This is a genomic window from Actinosynnema sp. ALI-1.44 (genome assembly GCF_001984155.1).
Lineage (GTDB): Bacteria > Actinomycetota > Actinomycetes > Mycobacteriales > Pseudonocardiaceae > Kibdelosporangium.
On sequence record NZ_MTQO01000052.1, the window covers coordinates 659889 to 680275 of the forward strand.

A 20387-nucleotide genomic window follows, 5' to 3' on the forward strand; every position below is an offset into this window, starting at 1 on the left:
CCGCCCATCGTCAAGGAAGTGTTAAGTATGGATCCGGCTGACGCTTATGTCAAGCTCTACGACTTGCTTCGAGCCGTCGACGCGAGCGTGTTGAGCGACTGGTCGGACAGCGAGCACGTCGGCGAGATCGCGGATCAGGTCCGGCTCTGCGTCGAACGCGACGGCAACCTTTCGGAACAACTGCTGCCGGACCCGCTGATCGAAAGCCCAGGGGTGTTCGGCGTCCTGCTGGGGCTCGACCTGGCGCTGCTGCACGCCAGCAAGGAAATGGACAGCCTGGCCTTCAACCCGCTGGACCGGTTGCGCACCAGGCTGACGTTGACCGGCAGGCTGAACGACCAGACCAGCGGTTTCCTGATGTTCAAACGGGCTTCGTCGCTGCGCCCGAACGAGGACCCCGAACACCTGGACGACTTCCTGAACCTGATCCGCGTACCCGGATACGAAAGCGCGGATCTGAACGTGCACTTCGTCCCCGAGCTGTACGACCTGCCGGACATGGAAGCGATCGTGGACGCCGGGGAACTCGGCTCACCGCCCCCGCTGACCGTGGCGCAACTGCCCTTCCTCGCCGAGCCCGAAGACGTGGAGTGGAAGACGATCAACGCCCGGAGCGCCTTCTACACGACCGCACCGGTGAGCGAGCGCCTGCTTCCGCATCTGAGCCAGGCGTTGAGGGCGCTCGACGAGAGTGGCGCGGTACTGGGCGTTCTGCCCGAGGCGAGCCTGGACGACGCCCTGCTCGACAAGTGGTGCGAGCTGCTCGAAGCGACGCCCCGGCCGGACGGCGGGCTGTTGACGTGGATCCTGCTCGGCAGCGGACCCGTGCGGAGCGTCGGGCCGTCGCTGCAAAGCAGTCGTCCGCCCAACCGCGCGGTCCTGGTGCACCGCTCGGGACGGTCGCGCCTGCTGCTGACCCAGGACAAGCAGTTCGGGTTCGCGTTCACAGTGGACAAGCAGCACGAGTACCGGGTGGGTCTCGGTGACGTCAAACGAGACGAGTTCATTCCCCACGTCCACCAGCTGAACCTGCTCGAGTCCCGGCTCGGCCGGTTCGGCGTGCAGATCTGCGAGGACCTGGGACGACCGGAACGGCACCACTCGGTGACCACCGCGGGCGTGACCCACCTGGTCGTGCCGGTGCTGGCGGCCTCGATGTGGAACCAGGGCTGGCAGGCCAGGGCAGGCGAGACGCTGGGAGTTCGCTGCGGGATGAAGGTCGTGGTCAGCAACAGCCTGGCCATTCACCGGTTCTTCAACGAGATGCCCGCACCGACGTTGCTCGTCGTGTCCGGTCCCCTCGGGACGCAGGACCACTACCTGCGTTCCGAGGAGATGGTCAGGGTCTACGCCAACGTCAACGGCAAAACCATGGACGCACGGGAAGACGCCCTCCGCCCCCGCACAGCCGAGTGGTGACATGCCGTCAGGCCAGTTTGGTGATCCTGTTGCGCGGGCCGGGTGCCACCGGTGCGCCCGCGCCGAGGTAGGCGACCAACGCGTCCACGTCAAAGCCTGGCGCTGTCACCCGTGCCGTGCCCGCGGCCAGTTTGGTGAAGCCGTCGCCGCCGTTGGCCAGGAAGTCGTTGCTGGTCACCCGGTAACTCGCGGCCGGGTCGATCGGCGTGCCGTTGAGTGCCATCGCGGACACCCGCTCACCGGCCGGTTTCGTGCTGTCGTACGAATACGTGAAGCCCGCCGAGACCTGCAGGATCCGCTGCGCGGTCTGGCCGCCGAAGCCGACGAACTGCTGCTCGAGGACTTCCTTCAGCTGGGCGCCGGTCAGGGTCTGGGTCACCACGAGGTTGTTGAACGGCTGCACTGTGAACGCCTCGCCGTACGTGATGTCTCCCGGCGCCTCTCCGCCCGGTGACGCCGCGTGGCTGAGGTCCGCGCGGATTCCGCCGGGGTTCATCAGGGCTATCTGGGCGCTTGCCGGTGCCGCGGTGTAGGCGAGCTGGGCGTCCGCGATGACGTCGCCGAGCGCGCTCTCCCCCGCGGGTGTGGTGGTACGGCCGATGTCCGCGGTGATCTTTCCGACCAGGCGGTTGGCGATCGGCGCCACCGCCGTCCGGTACTTGTCGACGGTTCGCTTCGCGTCCTTGTCCACCAGGTCCGGGTTGCGCAGGAAGGCACCGGACGCGTCCGTCGCCCAGGTCCCGTCCGGTTTGCGCACGCCGTTCTCGACGATCACGTTCTTGGCCGACACCGTGGCGAAGCGCTTGCTCGTCCGGTTGAGGGTGAAGTCGATGTCCGTCACCAGGGTTCCGTTCGACCCGGCGCTGGTGACCACCGTGTTCGCGCCCGACGAGTTGGGCAGGGCGCAGCTGTAGAACCTGTGGGTGTGACCGGAGACGACCACGCCGTACTCCGGGCGCAGGCCCTTGACGATGTCGGTGATCGGGCCGGCGAAGTTCGCGCAGCTCGACGGGTCCTGCACGGGCGGTGGCGGGTTCTGTTGGCCGCCCTCGTGCACCAGGAGCACCAGCGACTTCACGCCGATCAGGCGCAGCAGGTCCGCGTAGAGGTTCGCCGTGCGCACCTCGTCGACGAACTCCACGTCCTTGATCCCCGCCGGGTTGACGATGCTGGGCGTGCCTTTCAGCGTCATCCCGACGAAACCGACCGGGACGCCTTTGACGAACTTGATGTCGACCGGTGCGAGGATCGGCAGCCGGGTCTTCTTGTCGACGACGTTCGCCGCCAGGTAGCGGTACGCGGCACCGTCGAAGCCGTCGCCGTCCTGGCAGCCGTCCGTCGGGTGGCAGCCGCCGCGCTGCAGGCGCTTGAGCTCCGTGACGCCCTCGTCGAACTCGTGGTTGCCGACCGAGCTGACGTCCAGGCCGAGGGTGGACAGCACTTCCACGCTCGGCTCGTCGTGGAACGCCGCGCTGATCAACGGTGTCGCGCCGACCAGGTCGCCCGCACCGACGGTGATCACCTGCCTGCCTGCCGCCGCACCGGCCGCGCGCAGGCGTTTGACGTGCGTCGCCAGGTACTCCGCGCCACCGGCCGGTGTCCCGTTGACCAGGCCCCCGCTGCCGGACGGCGCTTCGAGCGCGCCGTGGAAGTCGTTGAACCCCAGCAGTTTGCCCTGCACGGCCGACCGGCCCGACACCCCGAGTTCGGTGTCGTGACTGACCGCGACCGGCGTCAACGGCGTCCACTGATCATCCCGTTGAGCCGGGGACTGCGCCCACGGTGTGACCGCGACGAACGCCGCCACCACACCGAGGGCGAGGCTGGCCCGGAATACCGACCCGACACGTGACACACAGGCCTCCAACAACATCGGCACGCGAACCCATGCATCCTGCCCCGCCACGCCGCTCTTTTGGGTGAACGACGAATAACGGATCCCTCATCGGACGCCATCTCCGGCGAGGGACCCGGTTGTGAAACTCAACCACCCCGAGATGGGAACAACGGCAACAACCGACTCTTGATTGCGCATACCTGCGCGTCGCATGCTAGAAACGTGCAGCTTCGATCACACGCCTGCACTACCCTGCTTCAACCTCACCGCCGAGGAGAAGGCATGCGCTTGCCGACCGCGCTTGTGCTGATCGGGGTGGTCCTCATACCGCCACCCACCGCCGCCGCAGAGACCGCCGGCAACGTCACCGGGTTCACCGGGTCAGGCAACTCCTACACGATCACCGCCGGTTCGGCGAAAGTGCGCGTGAGCTTCGCCCGGTCGGACATTTTCCGACTGTGGCTCGCGCCGACGGGCAGCTTCACCGACCCGGCCGGCACCAAGCTGGCGATCCGCACGGACTTCGGCCAGGTCGCCACGACCGCCACCGACGAGGGCACCTATCACCGGATCTCCACCAATGCGCTCGCCCTGCGGGTCTACAAGCAACCGATGCGCTTCGAACTGTACAAAGCGGACAACGCCACACCGGTGTGGCGGGAGTCCTCAGGTCTGACGTGGGCCAACAACCAGACCACCCAGCGCCTGACCAGGGGCGCCGACGAGCAGTTCTACGGCACGGGCCTGCGCCTGGGCGAATGGGCACTGCGTGACAAGAGCGTCCCGATCGCCGTCGACAACAAGTGGCGGGAGAACAACAACGCGAGCCCGGCACCGTTCTACCTGTCCACGTCCGGGTACGGCGTCATGCGCAACACCTGGGCCAAGGGCCAGTACGACTTCGCGTCCACTGTGGCCACGCGGCACGACGAGAACCGGTTCGACGCCTACTACTTCGTCGGCGGTTCGCTCAAGGACGTCCTCGGCGACTACACCGACGTCACCGGCAAGCCGTTCCTGGCGCCGATCTGGGGCCTGGAGATGGGCAACGCGGACTGCTGGAACGCATCCAACCCGGATTACACCGGCGACCACAACCGGGTCCGTCACCAGAACACCCCGGACGTCGTCGGGTACGCCAACGACGCGCGCACCGCGGACATGCCGTCCGGCTGGTTCCTGCCCAACGACGGGTACGGCTGCTCCTACAAGGACCTGCCGAAGACCGTGGCCGATCTGAAGGCGAAGGGGTTCCAGACCGGCCTGTGGACGCAGCGCAGCCTGTCCGACATCGACTGGGAGGTCGGGACCGCGGGCACCCGCGCGGTGAAGACGGATGTCGCCTGGGTCGGCGGCGGCTACCAGGGCGCGTTCGACGGCGTCCAGTCCGCCGTCGACGGCATCGAACGCAACGCCGACGCCCGGCGGTTCGTGTGGACGGTCGACGGCTGGGCCGGTACCCAGCGCAACGCGGTCGTCTGGACCGGTGACACCTACGGCACGTGGGACGACATGCGCTGGCACGTCCCGGCGATCGCCGGAGCGGGGTTCTCCGGGTTCAACTACGCCGCGGGTGACGTGGACGGCATCTATTCCGGCTCGCCCAAGACGTTCGTGCGTGACCTGCAGTGGAAGGCGTTCACCCCGGCGCTGATGACCATGTCCGGGTGGGGCGCGACGAACCCGCAGTCGGGCTACAACGACAAGCAGCCGTGGCGGTTCGCCGACCCGTATCTGTCGATCAACCGCAAGTACCTCAAGCTGAAGATGCGCCTGACGCCGTACTTCTACACGCTCGCCCGCGCCGCCGCCGACTCGGGCGTGCCGACTGTGCGCGCGATGGCACTGGAGTTCGAGAACGACCCGACCGCCCGCGGCAACGCCACGTCCGGGCAGTTCATGGCGGGCAACGCCTTCCTGGTCGCCCCGGTCGTGTCCGACACGACCACCCGTGACCGGATCTACCTGCCCGCCGGGACGTGGACCGACTACTGGACCGGCAAGGTGTGGACCGGGCCGGGCTGGCTGGACGGGTACGACGCGCCGCTGGACACGTTGCCGCTGTTCGTCCGGGGCGGGTCGATCGTGCCGATGTGGCCGCAGATGAACCACTCCGGCGAGAAGCCCGCGACACCGATCACCTACGACGTCTACCCGAACGGCACGTCGTCGTACGACCTGTACGAGGACGACGGCCTGACCAGGGCGTACAAGAACGGCGCCGCCGCACGCCAGAAGGTCGACGTCACCGCGCCGACCGCTGGGTCCGGCGACGTCCGCGTCGCCGTGGGCGCGTTGAACGGCTCCTACACCGGGAAGCTCGCCAACCGCGGCTACGAGTTCGACCTGCACGTGGCCAACGCGCCGGGCTCGGTCACGCTAGAAGGCACGGCGTTGGCGAAATACACCACACGGGCGGACTACGACGCCGCCGCGTCCGGTTGGTTCTACGACGGCGTGCTGCACACCAAGACCGCCTCGCGGCCGACCTCGTCCGGGTTCACGCTCGTCGCGACGGGCGTCGGGATCCACACCGGGACGCCGGTCGCCGGGTCGCCGTCGATCCCGAAGTCCGCGTGGAAGGCGACCGCCGACAGCGAGGAGACCTCCGGCGAGAACGGCGCGGCCGCCAACGCGATCGACGACAAGCCGGCAACCATGTGGCACACCAAGTGGTCCGGCACCGCGGCACCGTTGCCGCACGAGCTCACCATCGACATGGGCGCCTCCTACAGTGTGGACAGCGTGTCCTACCTGCCACGCCAGGACAGCGGGACGAACGGCCGGATCGGCCGGTACGAGATCTACGTCTCCGCCGACAAGGCCAGTTGGGGAACGGCGGTCGCGTCCGGCGAATGGGCCGACACGTCCGGGCTGAAACGCGCCTCGTTCGCGGCCAAGACCGGGCGGTACGTGAAGCTGCGGGCGTTGTCGGAGGCCGGGGACAGCGGCCCGTGGACGTCGGCGGCCGAGATCAGCGCGACGGGCACGGCCCGATGATTCCGTTGGGCTGGTAACGGGTTCGGCCGTCACGGCACTGTTGCGCCAGTGCCGTGACGGTCGGACCAGCTTGGCCTACAGGGCGCAGTACGCGTCCAAAGCCGCCTTGGTGATGTCCTGCTGCCCACGCGTTCCACCCATCATGTGGAACTCGTTGGCCGCGACCACAACTTGCTTGTTGCCGTCCTCACTGGTGAGCCACAGGCTGTAGTAGCCGAGCACAGCGCCGTTGTGGTTCCAGACCGGGCCGCACGGCGTGGGCGCGGACCCCACACCCAGCCCGTATCCGGCGCCGCCGCCCACTGGCACGGTCGTCTTCAGCTCGGTCATCTGCGCGGGTGGCAACAGCTTCCCGGAGAACAGCGCCCGCTCGAACGCGGCGAGGTCGGTCAACGTGGACACCATCGCGCCCGCCGGGCCGAAGGTCTGCACGTTCGAGGTCGTCACGTCCCTGATCAGGAAGTTGCCGACCCAGAAGTGCCCGCCGAGCGAGTTGGCGGGCATCGCCGGGTCCGCCGTCGGGTACGTGGTGTCCTTCAGACCGAGCGGCTCGATGATGCGCCGCTGGATCTCCGCGACGGGCTCGTTGCCGGTGACCGCCTTGATCGCCATCCCCGCCAGCACGTAGTTCGTGTTGGCGTAGAAGAACTTCTCCCCCGGCGCGCCGACTGGTGCCGCCGACAGCGCGATGTCGACCAGGCTCTGCGGCGACCACGGCTGACGCGGGTCGGTGTTCGCGATGTAGGGCACGGACACTCGGGCGTCACCCGCGTAGTCCGGCAGGCCGGACGTCTGGTTGAGCAGCTGCCGGATGCTGATCTTGGTCCCGTCGTGGCCGTTGGTCCTCACCGCGTCGGGCAGCCACCTGGCCACGGTGTCGTCGAGCGAGAGCTTGCCCTCGCTCGCCAGCTGCAGCAGCACGGTCGACACGAAAGCCTTGGTGTTGCTGCCGATCCGGAACTTCATCGACGGATCCGCCGGGACACCGGTGAACCTGTTGCTCTGCCCTGCCTTCACGACCTGGGCGCCGCTGCCGGTGCCGACCAGCCCGATCACGCCGGGATACCCGTCGCGGACACCGAGTTCGGCACCCGCCTGCAGGATCTGCGCGGGTGTCGCCGCGCTCGCCGGGGGTGCGAGAACCACACCCGTCAGGGTCAGGACGGCGCCGATCACCGTGAGGCGCATGGACTTCATGAAATGGGTCCTCCGAGACGTTTCATGACCAACGGGACGAAGTGGTTCAGATTCGCCTGCAGGCACGCGTTGTCGTTGTGCTTGCCGGTGCAGCCGGGGGCCCAGGCGCTGCCGTCGCCGTAGTCGAGGAAGTCGAACGGGATGCCTTCCTTCTTCAGGAAGTCCGCTGTCACCAGAGCTGTCTGTCGCGCCCTGTTCTCGAACACCGCCTGGATCGGGTTGACGGTGAGATCGCCGCCGTTGCCCACGTACATCGCCACACCCATGCCGCGCAACGTTTTGACGTGTTGCGCGGGGCTTTGGGCGTTCCAGACCCCGTCGAGCGGCCACACCGGCGGGCCGAAGATCGCGTCGATCGACGCGGTCGGCTTGCCGTAGGACTCCAGTGACTGGCTGCCGAGAACCGCGCCGCGCATCTCCTGGTTGAGCAGGTCGAGCCCGCCGGAGAAGCTGCCGACGTAGCTGAACAGCTCCGGCCGGTGCTCGGCGTAGTGGAACGCGCCGAAGCCACCCATCGAGTGCCCGGCGATCGCCCGGCCCGACCGGGCCGCGATCGTCCTCATGTTCGCGTCGACCAGCGGGATCACCTGGTCGAGATGGAAGTTCTCCCAGTTCTGCCTGCCGAGCGCACCCGGGTTCACCCAGTTCGAGTACCAGCCGCGGCCGCTGCCGTTGGGCATCACGGTGATCAGCGGGACGCCTTCGGTCGACCGTTCGGTAACTGTCCTGTTGCGACCGGAGTTCGGGTGGTCCGCGGCACCGTGCAGCGAGTACAGCACCGGGTAGCGGGTGGTCGCCGCGTTGTCGTACCCGGTCGGCACGGTGACGCTGATGACGTGCTCACCGGAGACCTGGTTCGCCAGCACGGCGTAGGCCGGGACCTGGTCGGACCGCACGGTGAAGGTGAAGGTCCGCTCCTTGTCGTCGACCCAGGCGGGCTGGCTGACGACGGTGAGACCGAACCCGTCGGCGAACCGCGGCAGCGTGCTCGCCGCCTGCGCCGACGGCACAGCGAACCCCGCCACGGCGAGGACGGTGGCCAATGCGAAAAGCAGACCGCGTCGTACCCTCATGCCTCACCGATCACGTTGGGGGCGATCACGACCGACTCGTCCAACTCGCCGAACAGGTCGTCGTCGTGCTCGGTCAGCGAGTACTTGCGCTGGTGCTCCTTGTCCTGCTCACCGGCGGCACCCATACCTGCGGGCGAACCGAACATCCCGCCCGCGGTCGTGCCGGCGGCAGTGGGCGCACGACCCGCCGTCATGTCTTTGCCCGGAGCACCGGTCACCGGGCCGACGCCGAGCTTGCGGCGCTCACCGGTCGTGCCGGAACCGCCTGTGACACCGGCGGGCCCAGCCGCACCGGGAACCACACCGAAGCCGCCACCGCCGCCGAACCCCGTCGGCGCTGAACTGGTTCCCGTGAAGCCGGTCGGCACGGTCCTGGTGTTCGCGGGCGCGACCGCGTCGACGTACGAACCCGGTCGGGGCATCGAGTTCAGACCGGTCGACTGGTTGGCGGCCCGGGAGGACGAACCGGGCGAGTAGCTGGCCGGTGTGCTGCCTGACGTGGGCACGGCGCTGCCCGCCGACCCCGTACCACTGCTCTGGCTCTGCGTCTGCTCGCCGGTCGCCTTCTGCTGCTGGGTGTCGCTCGCGGCCTGGGTGGACGTGTTCTTCGCCTTGCCGTCCGTGGTCTGCTGGGTGCCCTGGCTGCTCTGGCTGCCGATCTGCGAGAGCACCTGCTTGACCACCTTGACGACCGCGAGCGCGCCCTGGACGAGCTTGAGCAGGTTCTGCCCGCTGGTCAGCAGGGCGGCCAGCTTGGCGAGGATCTTCTGGCCGCAGTCGACGGCGATCTGCACGCACTGCGGGATCGCCGCGACGATGCTCTGGCCGAACGTCGACGGCGCCGCGGCGACGGCCTGCGTCATGATCGGGACGATCTTCCCGATCGCCTCGGTCGCCAGCGCGGTGATCGCCTCGACCGCCTGCCCGACCACCTCGCCCGCCGCCGCGATCGCGCCTGCCACGGTCGAACCGGCCTCGCCGAGCGCGGAGATCCCGTCGGCGGCCTGGGACCCGGTGTCGCGGTAGGACGACGCCGCCGACCCCGTCCACGTCCCGGTCTGCGAACCGGTGGCGTCGCGGTAGGACGAAGCGAGCGAGGAAACGCTCTGCCCGGCGTCCTGGAACTCCTGCGCCCCTGAGGAAACCGAGCCCGGGTTGCCCCGCAGCTGGTTGAACGGCTCCTCCAGGAAGGACACGTAAGGCGTGAACCACCCGAGGCCCGCGCCGGACAACGAAGACAGCGGGCTGGTCGACGACCCCAGCAGGCCGACGGCCGCGCTCGACCGGCCGAGACCGGCGGCCAGCCAGCTGTTTCCGCGTACGGCGGCAGCCGCCGAGGTCAGCTCGGCGAGCAGTTGCGCGGTGTCCTGGTGTTGGGTGGGGGCGGTCATCCGGGGTACTCCTGGGTCAGCGAGGTCGCGTTGTGGGTTTCGATGTTCTGGTAGCTCTCGGCGGTGCGGGTGAGGCCGGTGCTCATCTCGTCCACTGAGGACGCCGCGTGCCGCGTCGCCGCCGCGACCTCGCCCATCGCGCCCTGCAGGCCGCTGGTGATGAACGCCGCGAACGAGCCGAGCGCGTCGTCGCCGATCCCGGACGGCATCCGCGTGGCCACGGCGGCCAGTTCGTCCGCGACGGCAGCGACGCTGTTCGCGTGCCCGCGGATCTCGTCGGGCACGATCTGGTACTGCTCCGGTGTGGTCATGTGGTGATCTCCGGTGGGTTGGCGAAGTAGTCGTCGTCGTCGCGGCGGGCGGCCGGGGCGGGCTGGTGCTCACGCATCACGGCGAGCGCGGGGCCTTCGCCGAAGTACTCGCTGGTGATGGCGTTGACCTGCTCGCCGACCGACATCCGGGCCTGCCGCGAGGTGTCCAGGATCAGGCGGGCCAGTTCGTCGGCCTCCAGCGAACGGGTGGCAGGCGTCAGGCTCAACTGGTCGAGCGCGCCGCTGGCGTTGACCGTGACCGTGACGTCACGGCGCGGTGACGTCGCGGTCCCGGTGACCTTCTCCAGCAGCGCACCGGCTTCCTTCGCCCTGGCCGCGGCGCTGGTCAGGCGTTCGTCATAGCGAGCGAGCCACTGCGCTGGATCCGGTGTGTTCATGGTTTTCCTTTCGGGCGATCAAGGCCAGTTCGTTGACCGCGAATCGCAGGTCGGTGTGGCGCAGCGGGTTCACGTTCAACCAGCCGTCATCGGTGCGGCCGACCCGCACCCTGCCGCGTGGTCCGTCCAACCAGGACAGTTCGGTGCCCGCGCGGGCCGCGGGGGACGACCCGGTTCGCCGGGTCGCGCCGAGTTGTCCCCTGCCGGTCAGCGCCGCGACCAAGCCGGTCAGCCGCTCCAGCACACCGGGGTCACCACCGCGGTCGCTGACCAGGTCACGCAGGCGCTGCTCGGTCGTCGACGCGTCAGCCCCGTCACCGACGATCCGCAACGCGCTCCGGACGACTCCCGGGGGCAGGACGATCGGCATGGACACCGCCGGGGGACGGTCGGGCACCATGCCGATCAGCTCTTCGGCCAGCGCGGTCTGGGCGACCCGCCGGATCTCCACGGTCTCGGTGAGCTCGTCGGTCAGTCGCTGACGACAGACCAGCGCCCAAGACCGGTAAACCACCGCCACGGCCCCCACCGGACCATCCGGCCCGAACACGACGAGGTCGACGGTGCCACGGTGCTCGCGCAGCGCCGTGACCAGCTCGGCCGCGGTGGCGACCGGGCCGTGGTCGTCGGCGAGGCCACGTGCCCGCAATGTCAGCGCGGCGGCGGCGAGCAGGACGTCCCGCTCGCCCGCGATCCGCCCGAACGACGGCACACGCAGCGGATACGGCATCGGCACGCCGGCGTGCGCGGCGAGCAGGTCCAGTTCGACGAGTCCGAACGGGACCCAGTCCTCATCGCTTGTCATCCACGCCCTCGCCGCTCCTGGTGACCGTCAGGGCCGCGTCCTTGTCGCCTTCCTGGTACCGGCTGACAGTCGCCTGGAGGGCGCGGTGGAAGCTGTCCAGCTCGGTGTCGGCCGCGGTGACCTCCCCGGTCAGGCCGGTCTGCCCGGCAGCGTCCTTCAACCGGGTGGCCAGGTGCATCGCGGGTGGCGAGGTGCCGAGCTTCGGCTGGCGCTCGGCCAGCGCGCGGGCGGACGAGACCAGCTCGCCGATCCGCTCGACGGTCTTGGCCAGCGAGCCGACCTGCGCGACGAGCTCGTCGGCGACGACGTCGATCACCCCGTTGACCGGCCCGGTCACCAGCCCGGTGACCGCCCCGACGACGGACCCTGTGCCGGGCCCCGTGCCGGACCCTGTGACTCGTCCCGGGTCTCCCGCCGGGCTTTGCGATGTGCCCTGCGCTGGGTCTCGTTCGGCGACTCGCGCCGGATCCCGCGCTGGGTCTTGGCCTGGGTCTTGCACTCCGCCTTCTCCTCGATCTTGCGCCGCGTCTTGGTCCGGGTCACGGTGTGCGACTTGCTCCCGTGACCCGGCCACCTGGCGCGTGGGGAACTTCTGGGGCGTCTGATGCCGGTGAGGTGGCCTTCACGGCACACCGTGGTCCGGGCCGGGGTCAGAGGCCGATGACCGGAGCGCAGGCCCGCTCCTCGACCGTGAAGAGCTGCTGGTCCACCGTGGGCAGGGTGCTGCGGCGTTCCTCGTCCTCGGCGCCTTCCGGGCGTGCGGCGGCGGGCATGAACCCGTTCGTTCCCGCCGCTGCTCGGGTGGCCGCTGCCGCCTCGGCCATGGCGGCACGTGCACCGAGGGCCGCGACCTGTCCTGGCCCGGCGCCCACCATTCGGCCGGGCGGCACCGGGTCGGTGACCATGCCGGTCCCCAGTGGGCTGTTGCCGACCAGCCGCCGCCACGACTCGCCCGTGGACACTCGGCCTGACAGCGGACCGGTCGTCCCACCCGACGACGGCGGCTCACCGGCCATGACCGCCGCCGCACTGGTCGTCGTCCCGATGTCCGCGCCGTCGGCCTGGTACGACCGGAACCCGGTGGCACCGGCCGGTCTGATCCGGCCGTCGCTGTCGGACAGGCCGGACTCGTAGCGCCGCATCACCCGCACCGCTTCGGCCTTGGCGCCCATCGACATGGCGTTGTTGTCGAACATGCTGGACTGCCCGGCCGCCAGCGAGCCGAAGGCGAGCCCCATCCCCGACCCTCCCGGTGTAGGAATCTCCATCGGGTTCTGGGGGACCGCTGGAGGAATCCCCCTCGGTGCGGACAAGGCAAAGGGGGCGGGGGCCGACGGCAGACCGATCGGAGCAGGCGCCGGGGGCAGAGCGAACCCGGCCGGAGCTGGCGCGGTGGGTGGCGGCATCGTCGCGCGGGCGAAGGCGAGGGCGTCCCCGGCCGCGTCGGTCGCCTGCTGGACCTGCTCGGCACGGACGCCGATCGCGGCGATCCGCTCCTTGAGCTCACCGAGCAGCGTCATGGCCTGCTCGGCGGCGGCACCGTGCCAACTGGACTCCAAGGCGGTCCGCTGCTCCTGCAACGCGTCCGCTTGTTCGGCCAACGCCGCGCCGTGCCGTCCCCACTCCGCCGCCACCGCGCCGACATCCCCGACGTCGGCGTTCTGCCACAGCATGGCGTAGAGCTCTTCGTGGGTGTACGCGTCCCAGTTCGTCGCGCTCGGCGGGGTCCCACCGTTGAGGAAGTCCGCCCACGCGTTGTCCACACCGTTCTGAACGGGCCCCTGCAACCCGTCCGCGGGCCCGAACGAACCCAGCGCCGAGGTGAGCGCGGCCATCAGGTTGTCCACTCCCGACGGCCCCATCGGCGTCCCCGTTGCCCCCGTCATCGCCCCAGTCATCCCCCGGTTTCCTCCATCGATGTCGTCTCCCTGACGCCGTCGATGGTGGCCGTGGAGTGGGCCATTCACCAGGTCACGGCACCGGCCGTTTATGTCCGGTGGCCGTGACCGCCAGAAAGTCCTGCAATCTGGCGTGCCGGAACTGGTAGACCGCCCCGGCTTGGCGCAACACTCCCCGCCGGCAGGCGTCATCGAGGAACGCGGCCACTTCCCACGGGAGCCGTCCGGTCAGCGGCAGCCAGATCCGGCAGAACACGACCCACTGCCCCCACGCCGTCATCCCGAGCACGTACGCCAGGCCGCCGCCGACCGCACCGACGAGACCGGCCGTCAGCCCCCACACGGGATCCCACACGAAAACCACGCCGGACCCCAGAGCCACTTCCGTTCTCTGCAGGATCCGGATGACCGCCCACGTGCCTGAACTGATGAACACGGCGAACAACGGCCCGAACACCAGCACCTGGAAGGCCACGGTCCGGCGGTTGGAGCTGAGCAGGTCGGCCGGGCTGACGGCCGAGCTGATGTCCAGCGGCGTCTCGAACATCGCGACGAGCGCGAACACGAGTCCCGCGCCGACACCGAACACGAGCGCGAACACGCCGGCGTCGATCAGCATGAACCAGTTGGAGCCGGGGAGGGTGATCCCGCGCAGCAGCCCGTAGGAGAACCCGAGGAGCATGCCGCCGAGCAACCCGATCCGGAACCGTCTGAGGAACTTCGTCCCGGCCCGCGTCGGCCCGCCGCGGATGCGGATCCGGACCCGCATCGGCTCGATCGCGCCGCCGGACCGGGCGAGCAGGTCGTGCGTGAACCCGACGGCCAGCCCGGACACGGACCCGACGATCAACCCGCCGAGCACCATGTGCGGTCCCTGGACGATGAAGCCCTCGGCGAACCAGTCCACCACCCCGAGCAGCAACCCGACCAGCAGGCCGACCGCGAGGATGCGCAGCGGCCTGCGCACGCTGGCGCCGATCTGCCACCACCCGAGATCACGGGTGCCGAGCCGGTCGAGGTGCCGCGCCAGGTAGCCCAGCCACTGCTGCACGCGCTCCGGCGCCCAGTCCGGCTCCTGGTGGTGGCGGTAGACCGTGGGCACGAAACTGGCCAGCAGGTGTTCCTCGATGGCGTCGGCATCGGCGAACTTCTCGCCGTCCAGCAGGTCCATCGGGTCGCCGTCGTCTCTGTCGGCGTCGTCGCTGTAGATGGCGCGCGCGAGCCCGACCATCAACGGCGTGGACAACACCGCCGTGAGGTTCGCGGCCGCCGGGGTGTCCGGTTCGGCGCGGAGCTTCGCCAGCACCGGGTCCCACACCGTCGCGTTGGTGGCCGTCTTGCGAGCTGTGCGCGGCAGGTAGTTGACCAGGTCGGTGACCACGAGCTCGGCCAACGCGACGACCGCGGCCGCGGTCAGCACGTCCGATGCCGCCACCGCCGCGTACTCGTCGGGCCGGCTGGTCAGCAGCAACGGGAGGGTCGTGGCGTTGAGCGCCTCGAACGCGGCGCGGTGCAGTCCTTCCGCGATCTCGTCGAACCCGTCCAGCACAGGCAGGACGCGGTCGGCGTCGACCAGCGCGGCGGCGAGGCTCGTACCGCCGGGCCCCGCGGCCGACAGGCCGGGGAAGTCGCGGATCAGCTGGCCGATCAGCCAGTCGCGGAACAGCGTGGTCGCCGGGTTCCACGACGCCAGGCCGACGACGACCGGCACCGCCCCGGCTGGCTGGCGGCTTTTGAGCATGTCGAGCACGAACCGCACGGCCAGGATCGTCTTGCCCGAGCCCGCCTGGCCGAGCACCACCAGCCGACCGGACGGGATCCGCTGGTAGACGGGCACGATCTCGTCCAGCCTGCCGGAGAGATCGGCGAGTTCGGCGGCCTGGCCCGGCGACGCGCGGCAGATGTTGTCCCAGTGGTCCACCAGGCTGTCCGCGGCGGGCACCCACCGGACGGGCAGCGGGAACGGGTCGTGGATCCGGCGCCGCTCCTCCTCACGCCGCCACCGGGCGGCGACGGCCTGTGCGAGGTCGTCGGCGGCCTTCGCCACCTGGGGATCCACCGGCGGGCCGAGGTCTTCCACGGTGGCCCGGCGTAACGGCTCCTCAGGCGTCTTGCCGTCGGCGGCCGCCAGCAACCGGGCACGGTCGGCCGGCTCGAGCCCGAGGTGATCCGCCAACAACCGGACGGTGCCCACCTGCGGGTTGGTGCTCTCGCCGCGCTCGAGCCTGCGGATCGTGCGCACGGCGATGCCCGACCGGGCCGCGAGCTCCTCCTGCGTCAACCCCACCTTCCGTCGCAACTGGCGCAGCAAGGTACTGAACTGGCTCGTCACCCACGCCCCTCGGTTGCCCCCGACTCACACCGGACCTTATCGCCGGGCACCGGGCTTCCAGATCCGATCCGGGTTTGTCGCCGGAGTCATCGCGCCGCGAGGCTCTCCTTGACCAGCTTGAAGCCGGGGAGCATGCTCTCGTGCTCCTCGTTGTCGAGGCCACCGACGTGGACGAGGATCGTCCTGGCACCCGGCTTGACCGCGAAGGCGGCCTCCTTCTTGCCGTCGCCGTCGATCGGGTGGCTGACGTAACTGACTTCCGAGCCATCGGCGCCGCCGATCTTGGCAGCGGAGTACTTCTCGGCGGAGTCACCCGGGCCCTCGCCCTTGTACGTCGCCACGAACGCCTTCAGCACGTCCTCACTCGGCTTGCCGGTGTCACCGACGAAAACCCGGATGAACCCCACCATGCCCGCGGGCTTGGCGTCGAGTTCGCAGGCGAGCTTGACGTCGCCGATCGCGAACGCGTCGGAGCCCTCGGTCGACACGGACTGGGCCTTCCACCCGTCCGGCAACTTGAACGTCACAGGCAACGGACACGGCGAGCCGTCAGCACCAATGGTCTCGCCACCAGCAGCGGCGCCGTCCTTGCCCGCGCTGTCGCTGCCGCTACTACAACCCGCCAGTAGCACCGCGACGAGTACACCTGCCCCCCCCCACAACCTGACCACGTGCGTTCCTTCCCCTGGTGGCCGCAGTCCTCAACAACCGCAGTGGCCATCCCCGTTCTCCGGCGAGAATGTAACCAACCACCAGGGGACCGGCAACATCGCCATCCCGCAGGTCACAACCTAGTGCCCCGCGAAGACAGCGGCCACCTTGAGCCAAGGCGCGGCTTCGTCATGACGGCCCTGGCGCTCAAGCGTCCGACCGAGCATGAGATAGGCGTAGTGCTCAACCGGATCACGCTCGATGACGACACGCAACTGCTCCTCCGCACGTCCCAACTGAGCGGAGTGGTAGTAGGCACGAGCCAACAGCAACCGCGGCGCAACCTGCTCAGGAACCTCCTCGACCACGACGGTGAGCAACTTGGCAGCCGCGACATACTCCCTGGCCTCGAAAAGCGAGACGGCACGCTCCCACCGCTCGGCAAGGGTCTCCTCGTGCACGACACCAACGCCGCCGTCGAACAGGTGCGTCGCCGTGACCCAACGGTCGGCGCTGACCCGGCCACCGAACTGGTAGTCGTTGAAGTTCTCGATCACAGGACCTCCTCGGATCGACTGGTTCAACCTTCAACCACCTACGGATGTTCCCGCCCGACCTCGTGAGTGGCTAGCCGCCGCTGTCCGCTCAAAACCGGTTGGCAAGGGTGTCTGTCCACTGCTCCACTCTCTCGTCGTGGACTGGGTTCGAGAGTTCTACTCCAAAACCGGATCCTGGTGGGCCAGGGCTGACGCGCGGGTCACCGACCGGGACCATCGGCGGGTACGCCTTCTTCGGGAGCACGGGTCCCCTTCAGGCGATGTTCTTGAGCTGGGGTCGGGTTACGGGACGACTGCCGTGGCCCTTGCTCAGGCCGGTTACTCCGTGACCGCGGTCGAGATCAGTGATCGGATTCGTCATTCCGGTGGCCTGGCCGACGGACTTGCACCCGGTTCACTCGCTGTCCACCAGGACGACTTCTACGCGATCGCCCTGGCCGGGCGGTTCGACGTCGTCTGCTACTGGAACGGGTTCGGGGTCGGGTCCGACGCCGATCAGCGCCGCCTGCTCCTCCGGGTGGCCGACGAGTGGCTTCGCCCTGGCGGGGTTGCCCTCGTCGACGTTTTCAACCCGTTCGTCTGGGCTTCGTGGGACGGTGACGACGAACACCTCACGCCCGACCCCGCCGCGGGATACGACCACGATCTGCGAGAGGTCACCCGGTTCGACCCGGTCACCTGCACCGCCACCGACACGTGGTGGGAGTCCTCGGATCCCGGACGGCCGATCACCCAGACCCTGCGTTGCTACACGCCTGCCGACCTCGCTCTGCTGCTCACCGGCACCGGGTTGACGCTGACCGCGCTCGTTGTCGGGGACCAGGTGCTTTCGCCCGTCGAGCCGCGGCCGAGATTCTCGGACCTGCTGCGGGACAACCACGAGTACCTCGCTGTGCTGCGGCTCACCGGGTGAGTCAGAGGCGACCCGCGTCCACTATCGCCTGGGCGAAGGGGTGCGGCGCCTCCTGGGGCACGTTGTGGCCGATTCCCGCGAACACACGATGGTGGTCCTTGCCGGAGAACTTGGCGCGGTGGGCTTTTCCGTCCGCAGCCGCGCCGTCGAAGCCGCTCCCGCCGCCGCGTCATCCTGCGCTAATTTCGCGTCATGCGTCCCCATCGCGTCGTGATGGCCGTCACCGACGGTATGCCGATCTTCGAGGCGGCCGTGCCGTACCAGGTCTTCGGCGTCGACCGGCCGCACCTGGCCGACCACTGGTACGAGTTCTCGGTGATGCCCGTCGGGGCTGGGCCCGTGCGGCTCACCATGGGGTTCTCCGTCGTCCCCGGGGGCGCCGGGTGGGATCTGGACGCCATCGACACGCTCGTGGTCCCGGCGTGCACGAACGTCCACGACGAGCAGCCCGCCGAACTGGTCGACGTGGTCAGGCGGGCGTACCGGCGCGGGATCCGGATCCTGTCGATCTGCTCCGGCGCGTTCGTCCTGGCCGCGGCCGGAGTGCTGGACGGGCGCCGTGCCACCACCCACTGGCTGTACGCGCGGGAACTCGGCGACCGCTACCCGGCCGTCCGCGTGGACCCGTCCGTGCTGTACGTCGAGGACGCGAACGTGATCACCTCGGCAGGGACAGTGGCGGGCATCGACGCGTGCCTGCACGTGGTGCGGATCGACCACGGCGCGGCGGTGGCCGCCGAACTCGCCCGCGGCCTGGTCACCCCGCCGCACCGCGATGGCGGGCAGGCGCAGTACCGCGAACTACCGTCGGCCACGGCGCGAGATGACTGGCTCGGCGCGCTGCTGGACTGGGCCGACGCACGCCTGCACCTGCCACTGTCCAATGCGGACCTCGCCGGGCAGGCCAACGTCAGCGTGCGCACACTCGAGCGCCGCTTCGCCGACGTGCTCGGCACATCGCCGTTGCGGTGGCTGCTGCGCCAGCGGGTACGCCAGGCGCAGCAGTTGCTGGAGACCAGTGACCGGCCGATCGGCTGGATCGCCGACACGTGCGGGTTCGGCGGTGCCGCCAGCCTGCGCGCCCACTTCGCCAGGATCGTCGGCGAGTCGCCTACGGCCTACCGGCGTGGCTTCCACGAACGCACAGGCACGACGCCGATCGCCAGTTGAGGGCTTACGCGACCATCGCCGCGTAAGCCAGTGACAGCACGGTGCCGGGCAGGAGCAGGACGCCGAGAGCGACCGCGCCGAGCAACGGCTTGTCCTTGACGACCATCACGCCAAGCAAGCCGACCACGGCGATGACCAGGGCAATGAGCAGCACGAGCACAACAACAGACATGCGTGAGTCCTTTTCGGATGACCGAGGGCTCGGTGGCGCGCGACAACTGGGCGCGCGAGCACGCACCGAGAGAGGTTCAGTGAAGGGTCAGCTCACGCTTGCGGTGGCGCCCGGCTCGAGCGCGACTGCGACGCCGTGTCCGCGGTCCGCGCTCCCGAGGCGTCGGCGGCGTCCGACCGTCGCAGGTGGGTGGTGTGCCCGGCGTCCGGTGCGGACACTGCCCACGAGGTGTCCGGGACCGATGTGCTCAGTGTGTGCCGGGCCACCGCCGAGAGGTGCAGCCGGGTGTGCAGGTCGTCGCGGATGGTCTGGGACCCGGACGCCGACTGGGCGTTCACCGACGCCGGGCCCGGTGCGGCGCGGCCAGGGGCCACGGCTGCGCTCAGGCCCAGCAGCACCAGCAGCAGGCCGAGCAGGAGCCCGAACCGGCTCGCTCTCGCCGCTGCCCGCACCAGCCCGCTCCCCTTCGCCCGAATCCGCCCAGGTCCGGACAGGTTACGTGAGGTAGCGCAGCCATACGCCCACCCAGGCCATCACCGTGCTCAACGCGGTCACCACGATGCCGTACCTGGTGGACTCCGGCCCGCAGCGGGCCATGACGCGTGGCGAGTCAATGACGACTTTGTCGGACATATCTCTGCTAAGCGGCCGACAATGATCCTTGTTCGCGAAATCCGATAGCGGCACCGACCAGATCACCATTCGCGGCAAGATCGGACAAAATCCCCCGACCGCTCGCCACTCGATCATTGTTGCCGTCGAGAATATTGACGTCGCAACAAGCAACTAAGACAACCGCGTCATTGCGTGTCGCAGCAATCCGCCACACATCGGGGAACTGAACTTTCAGCCGGTGGATCAGCGGAGATCGATGCGGCCACCGCACGGTCAGACCGCCTTCCGGATCGAGCTCGACGGCCCAGCCGTAGGGCCTCGGCAGCGCGATCCGATCGAGGTCGCCGACCACCGACAGGCCCATACGCAGCAAAGACGTCAGCATCACGTCCCGGATCCGCGTCCCGTTCGCGGCGAACTCCATGAGCAGGACGGCGAGCTTGTTCCCTTCGCCACCCCACACAGATGGTTGTATGCGCAATCTTGTATCAGCGCTCATCATCACATCCCTGAGAGATCACACCGAGCGTGACGGTAGACCCGAAAAACCAGGAGCGAGCACCGCCGATCAGGTGACCCAATCACCAGCACCAAGTAAGGACCATGGCAATCCAAACCGTTTTTTACTATAGTGATGCACATCACAAT

The 20387-nt window shown here is 69.1% G+C and carries 21 protein-coding genes; 4 read left to right on the plus strand and 17 right to left on the minus strand.

Features of this window, described 5'->3' with window-relative positions:
- Positions 1 to 27: 27 nt before the first annotated feature.
- Positions 28 to 1419: a hypothetical protein gene (locus ALI144C_RS41015; protein WP_076992590.1), complete on the plus strand. Its 1392-nt coding sequence runs from the start codon at positions 28 to 30 to the stop codon at positions 1417 to 1419.
- Positions 1420 to 1426: 7 nt separating this feature from the next.
- On the opposite strand, the gene ALI144C_RS41020 is transcribed toward ALI144C_RS41015, so the two are convergent.
- Positions 1427 to 3274, minus strand: coding sequence for a bifunctional metallophosphatase/5'-nucleotidase (locus ALI144C_RS41020; protein WP_237774555.1), 1848 nt, complete (start codon positions 3272 to 3274; stop codon positions 1427 to 1429).
- Between the two features lie 264 nt (positions 3275 to 3538).
- Between ALI144C_RS41020 and ALI144C_RS41025 the strand changes: the two genes are divergently transcribed.
- A complete protein-coding gene (locus tag ALI144C_RS41025) occupies positions 3539 to 6256 on the plus strand; it encodes a discoidin domain-containing protein (RefSeq protein WP_076992591.1) in 2718 nt (905 codons plus the stop codon).
- Positions 6257 to 6331: 75 nt separating this feature from the next.
- Here ALI144C_RS41025 and ALI144C_RS41030 read toward each other — a convergent pair whose 3' ends face one another.
- The 12 genes from ALI144C_RS41030 to ALI144C_RS41080 form a co-directional block, all read right to left on the minus strand.
- Positions 6332 to 7453, minus strand: coding sequence for a serine hydrolase domain-containing protein (locus ALI144C_RS41030; protein ID WP_076992592.1), 1122 nt, complete (start codon positions 7451 to 7453; stop codon positions 6332 to 6334).
- On the minus strand, positions 7450 to 8526 hold the full coding sequence (locus ALI144C_RS41035; RefSeq protein ID WP_076992593.1) for an alpha/beta hydrolase: 1077 nt from the start codon (positions 8524 to 8526) through the stop codon (positions 7450 to 7452). The genes ALI144C_RS41030 and ALI144C_RS41035 overlap by 4 nt, the downstream gene beginning before the upstream one ends.
- Entirely contained in the window at positions 8523 to 9917 is a 1395-nt protein-coding gene (locus ALI144C_RS41040; protein WP_076992594.1) for a hypothetical protein, read from the minus strand. Before ALI144C_RS41040 ends, ALI144C_RS41035 begins: the two co-directional genes overlap by 4 nt.
- The gene (locus ALI144C_RS41045) at positions 9914 to 10228 is read right to left on the minus strand and encodes a type VII secretion target (RefSeq protein ID WP_076992595.1); all 315 of its coding nucleotides are present in this window, start codon (positions 10226 to 10228) and stop codon (positions 9914 to 9916) included. The genes ALI144C_RS41040 and ALI144C_RS41045 overlap by 4 nt, the downstream gene beginning before the upstream one ends.
- Positions 10225 to 10626, minus strand: a complete 402-nt coding sequence (locus ALI144C_RS41050) for a YbaB/EbfC family nucleoid-associated protein (RefSeq protein ID WP_076992596.1) — start codon at positions 10624 to 10626, stop codon at positions 10225 to 10227. The genes ALI144C_RS41045 and ALI144C_RS41050 overlap by 4 nt, the downstream gene beginning before the upstream one ends.
- The gene (locus tag ALI144C_RS41055) at positions 10586 to 11431 is read right to left on the minus strand and encodes an ESX secretion-associated protein EspG (RefSeq protein ID WP_076992597.1); all 846 of its coding nucleotides are present in this window, start codon (positions 11429 to 11431) and stop codon (positions 10586 to 10588) included. The genes ALI144C_RS41050 and ALI144C_RS41055 overlap by 41 nt, the downstream gene beginning before the upstream one ends.
- Positions 11418 to 11768, minus strand: coding sequence for a hypothetical protein (locus ALI144C_RS41060; RefSeq protein WP_237774556.1), 351 nt, complete (start codon positions 11766 to 11768; stop codon positions 11418 to 11420). Before ALI144C_RS41060 ends, ALI144C_RS41055 begins: the two co-directional genes overlap by 14 nt.
- On the minus strand, positions 11765 to 11974 hold the full coding sequence (locus ALI144C_RS53800; protein WP_083753823.1) for a hypothetical protein: 210 nt from the start codon (positions 11972 to 11974) through the stop codon (positions 11765 to 11767). The genes ALI144C_RS41060 and ALI144C_RS53800 overlap by 4 nt, the downstream gene beginning before the upstream one ends.
- A gap of 107 nt (positions 11975 to 12081) precedes the next feature.
- Positions 12082 to 13329 (minus strand): WXG100 family type VII secretion target, encoded by a 1248-nt coding sequence (locus ALI144C_RS41065; RefSeq protein ID WP_237774557.1) that lies wholly within the window; start codon positions 13327 to 13329, stop codon positions 12082 to 12084.
- Positions 13330 to 13402: 73 nt separating this feature from the next.
- Entirely contained in the window at positions 13403 to 15661 is a 2259-nt protein-coding gene (locus tag ALI144C_RS41070) for a helix-turn-helix domain-containing protein (RefSeq protein WP_076992599.1), read from the minus strand.
- Between the two features lie 86 nt (positions 15662 to 15747).
- On the minus strand, positions 15748 to 16332 hold the full coding sequence (locus tag ALI144C_RS41075; RefSeq protein ID WP_076992600.1) for a lipoprotein: 585 nt from the start codon (positions 16330 to 16332) through the stop codon (positions 15748 to 15750).
- Between the two features lie 120 nt (positions 16333 to 16452).
- Positions 16453 to 16869, minus strand: a complete 417-nt coding sequence (locus tag ALI144C_RS41080) for a tetratricopeptide repeat protein (protein WP_076992601.1) — start codon at positions 16867 to 16869, stop codon at positions 16453 to 16455.
- A gap of 136 nt (positions 16870 to 17005) precedes the next feature.
- Between ALI144C_RS41080 and ALI144C_RS41085 the strand changes: the two genes are divergently transcribed.
- Both ALI144C_RS41085 and ALI144C_RS41090 read left to right on the plus strand, forming a co-directional pair.
- A complete protein-coding gene (locus tag ALI144C_RS41085) occupies positions 17006 to 17782 on the plus strand; it encodes a class I SAM-dependent methyltransferase (RefSeq protein WP_076992602.1) in 777 nt (258 codons plus the stop codon).
- Between the two features lie 192 nt (positions 17783 to 17974).
- On the plus strand, positions 17975 to 18952 hold the full coding sequence (locus ALI144C_RS41090) for a helix-turn-helix domain-containing protein (RefSeq protein WP_076992603.1): 978 nt from the start codon (positions 17975 to 17977) through the stop codon (positions 18950 to 18952).
- 4 nt (positions 18953 to 18956) lie between these two features.
- Here the strand turns inward: ALI144C_RS41090 and ALI144C_RS55990 are convergent, their stop codons facing one another.
- From ALI144C_RS55990 to ALI144C_RS41100, 4 genes are all read right to left on the minus strand, one after another.
- Positions 18957 to 19124, minus strand: a complete 168-nt coding sequence (locus ALI144C_RS55990) for a hypothetical protein (protein WP_168211481.1) — start codon at positions 19122 to 19124, stop codon at positions 18957 to 18959.
- Positions 19125 to 19216: 92 nt separating this feature from the next.
- Positions 19217 to 19576, minus strand: a complete 360-nt coding sequence (locus ALI144C_RS41095) for a hypothetical protein (RefSeq protein ID WP_076992604.1) — start codon at positions 19574 to 19576, stop codon at positions 19217 to 19219.
- 43 nt (positions 19577 to 19619) lie between these two features.
- The gene (locus tag ALI144C_RS55995; protein WP_168211454.1) at positions 19620 to 19757 is read right to left on the minus strand and encodes a hypothetical protein; all 138 of its coding nucleotides are present in this window, start codon (positions 19755 to 19757) and stop codon (positions 19620 to 19622) included.
- 7 nt (positions 19758 to 19764) lie between these two features.
- Complete coding sequence (locus ALI144C_RS41100; RefSeq protein ID WP_143231161.1) at positions 19765 to 20163, minus strand: hypothetical protein; 399 nt, start codon at positions 20161 to 20163, stop codon at positions 19765 to 19767.
- Positions 20164 to 20387: the final 224 nt, after the last annotated feature.

Bases quoted from the DNA above. Each gene is read 5' to 3' on its own strand.
- ALI144C_RS41030 (WP_076992592.1), bottom strand. From the start codon at position 7,453: ATGAAGTCCATGCGCCTCACGGTGATCGGCGCCGTCCTGACCCTGACG.
- ALI144C_RS41065 (WP_237774557.1), bottom strand. From the start codon at position 13,329: ATGACTGGGGCGATGACGGGGGCAACGGGGACGCCGATGGGGCCGTCG.
- ALI144C_RS41055 (WP_076992597.1), bottom strand. From the start codon at position 11,431: ATGACAAGCGATGAGGACTGGGTCCCGTTCGGACTCGTCGAACTGGAC.
- ALI144C_RS41040 (WP_076992594.1), bottom strand. From the start codon at position 9,917: ATGACCGCCCCCACCCAACACCAGGACACCGCGCAACTGCTCGCCGAG.
- ALI144C_RS41090 (WP_076992603.1), top strand. From the start codon at position 17,975: ATGCGTCCCCATCGCGTCGTGATGGCCGTCACCGACGGTATGCCGATC.
- ALI144C_RS41050 (WP_076992596.1), bottom strand. From the start codon at position 10,626: ATGAACACACCGGATCCAGCGCAGTGGCTCGCTCGCTATGACGAACGC.
- ALI144C_RS41015 (WP_076992590.1), top strand. From the start codon at position 28: ATGGATCCGGCTGACGCTTATGTCAAGCTCTACGACTTGCTTCGAGCC.
- ALI144C_RS41100 (WP_143231161.1), bottom strand. From the start codon at position 20,163: ATGGAGTTCGCCGCGAACGGGACGCGGATCCGGGACGTGATGCTGACG.
- ALI144C_RS41045 (WP_076992595.1), bottom strand. From the start codon at position 10,228: ATGACCACACCGGAGCAGTACCAGATCGTGCCCGACGAGATCCGCGGG.
- ALI144C_RS41025 (WP_076992591.1), top strand. From the start codon at position 3,539: ATGCGCTTGCCGACCGCGCTTGTGCTGATCGGGGTGGTCCTCATACCG.
- ALI144C_RS55990 (WP_168211481.1), bottom strand. From the start codon at position 19,124: ATGTCTGTTGTTGTGCTCGTGCTGCTCATTGCCCTGGTCATCGCCGTG.
- ALI144C_RS55995 (WP_168211454.1), bottom strand. From the start codon at position 19,757: ATGTCCGACAAAGTCGTCATTGACTCGCCACGCGTCATGGCCCGCTGC.
- ALI144C_RS41035 (WP_076992593.1), bottom strand. From the start codon at position 8,526: ATGAGGGTACGACGCGGTCTGCTTTTCGCATTGGCCACCGTCCTCGCC.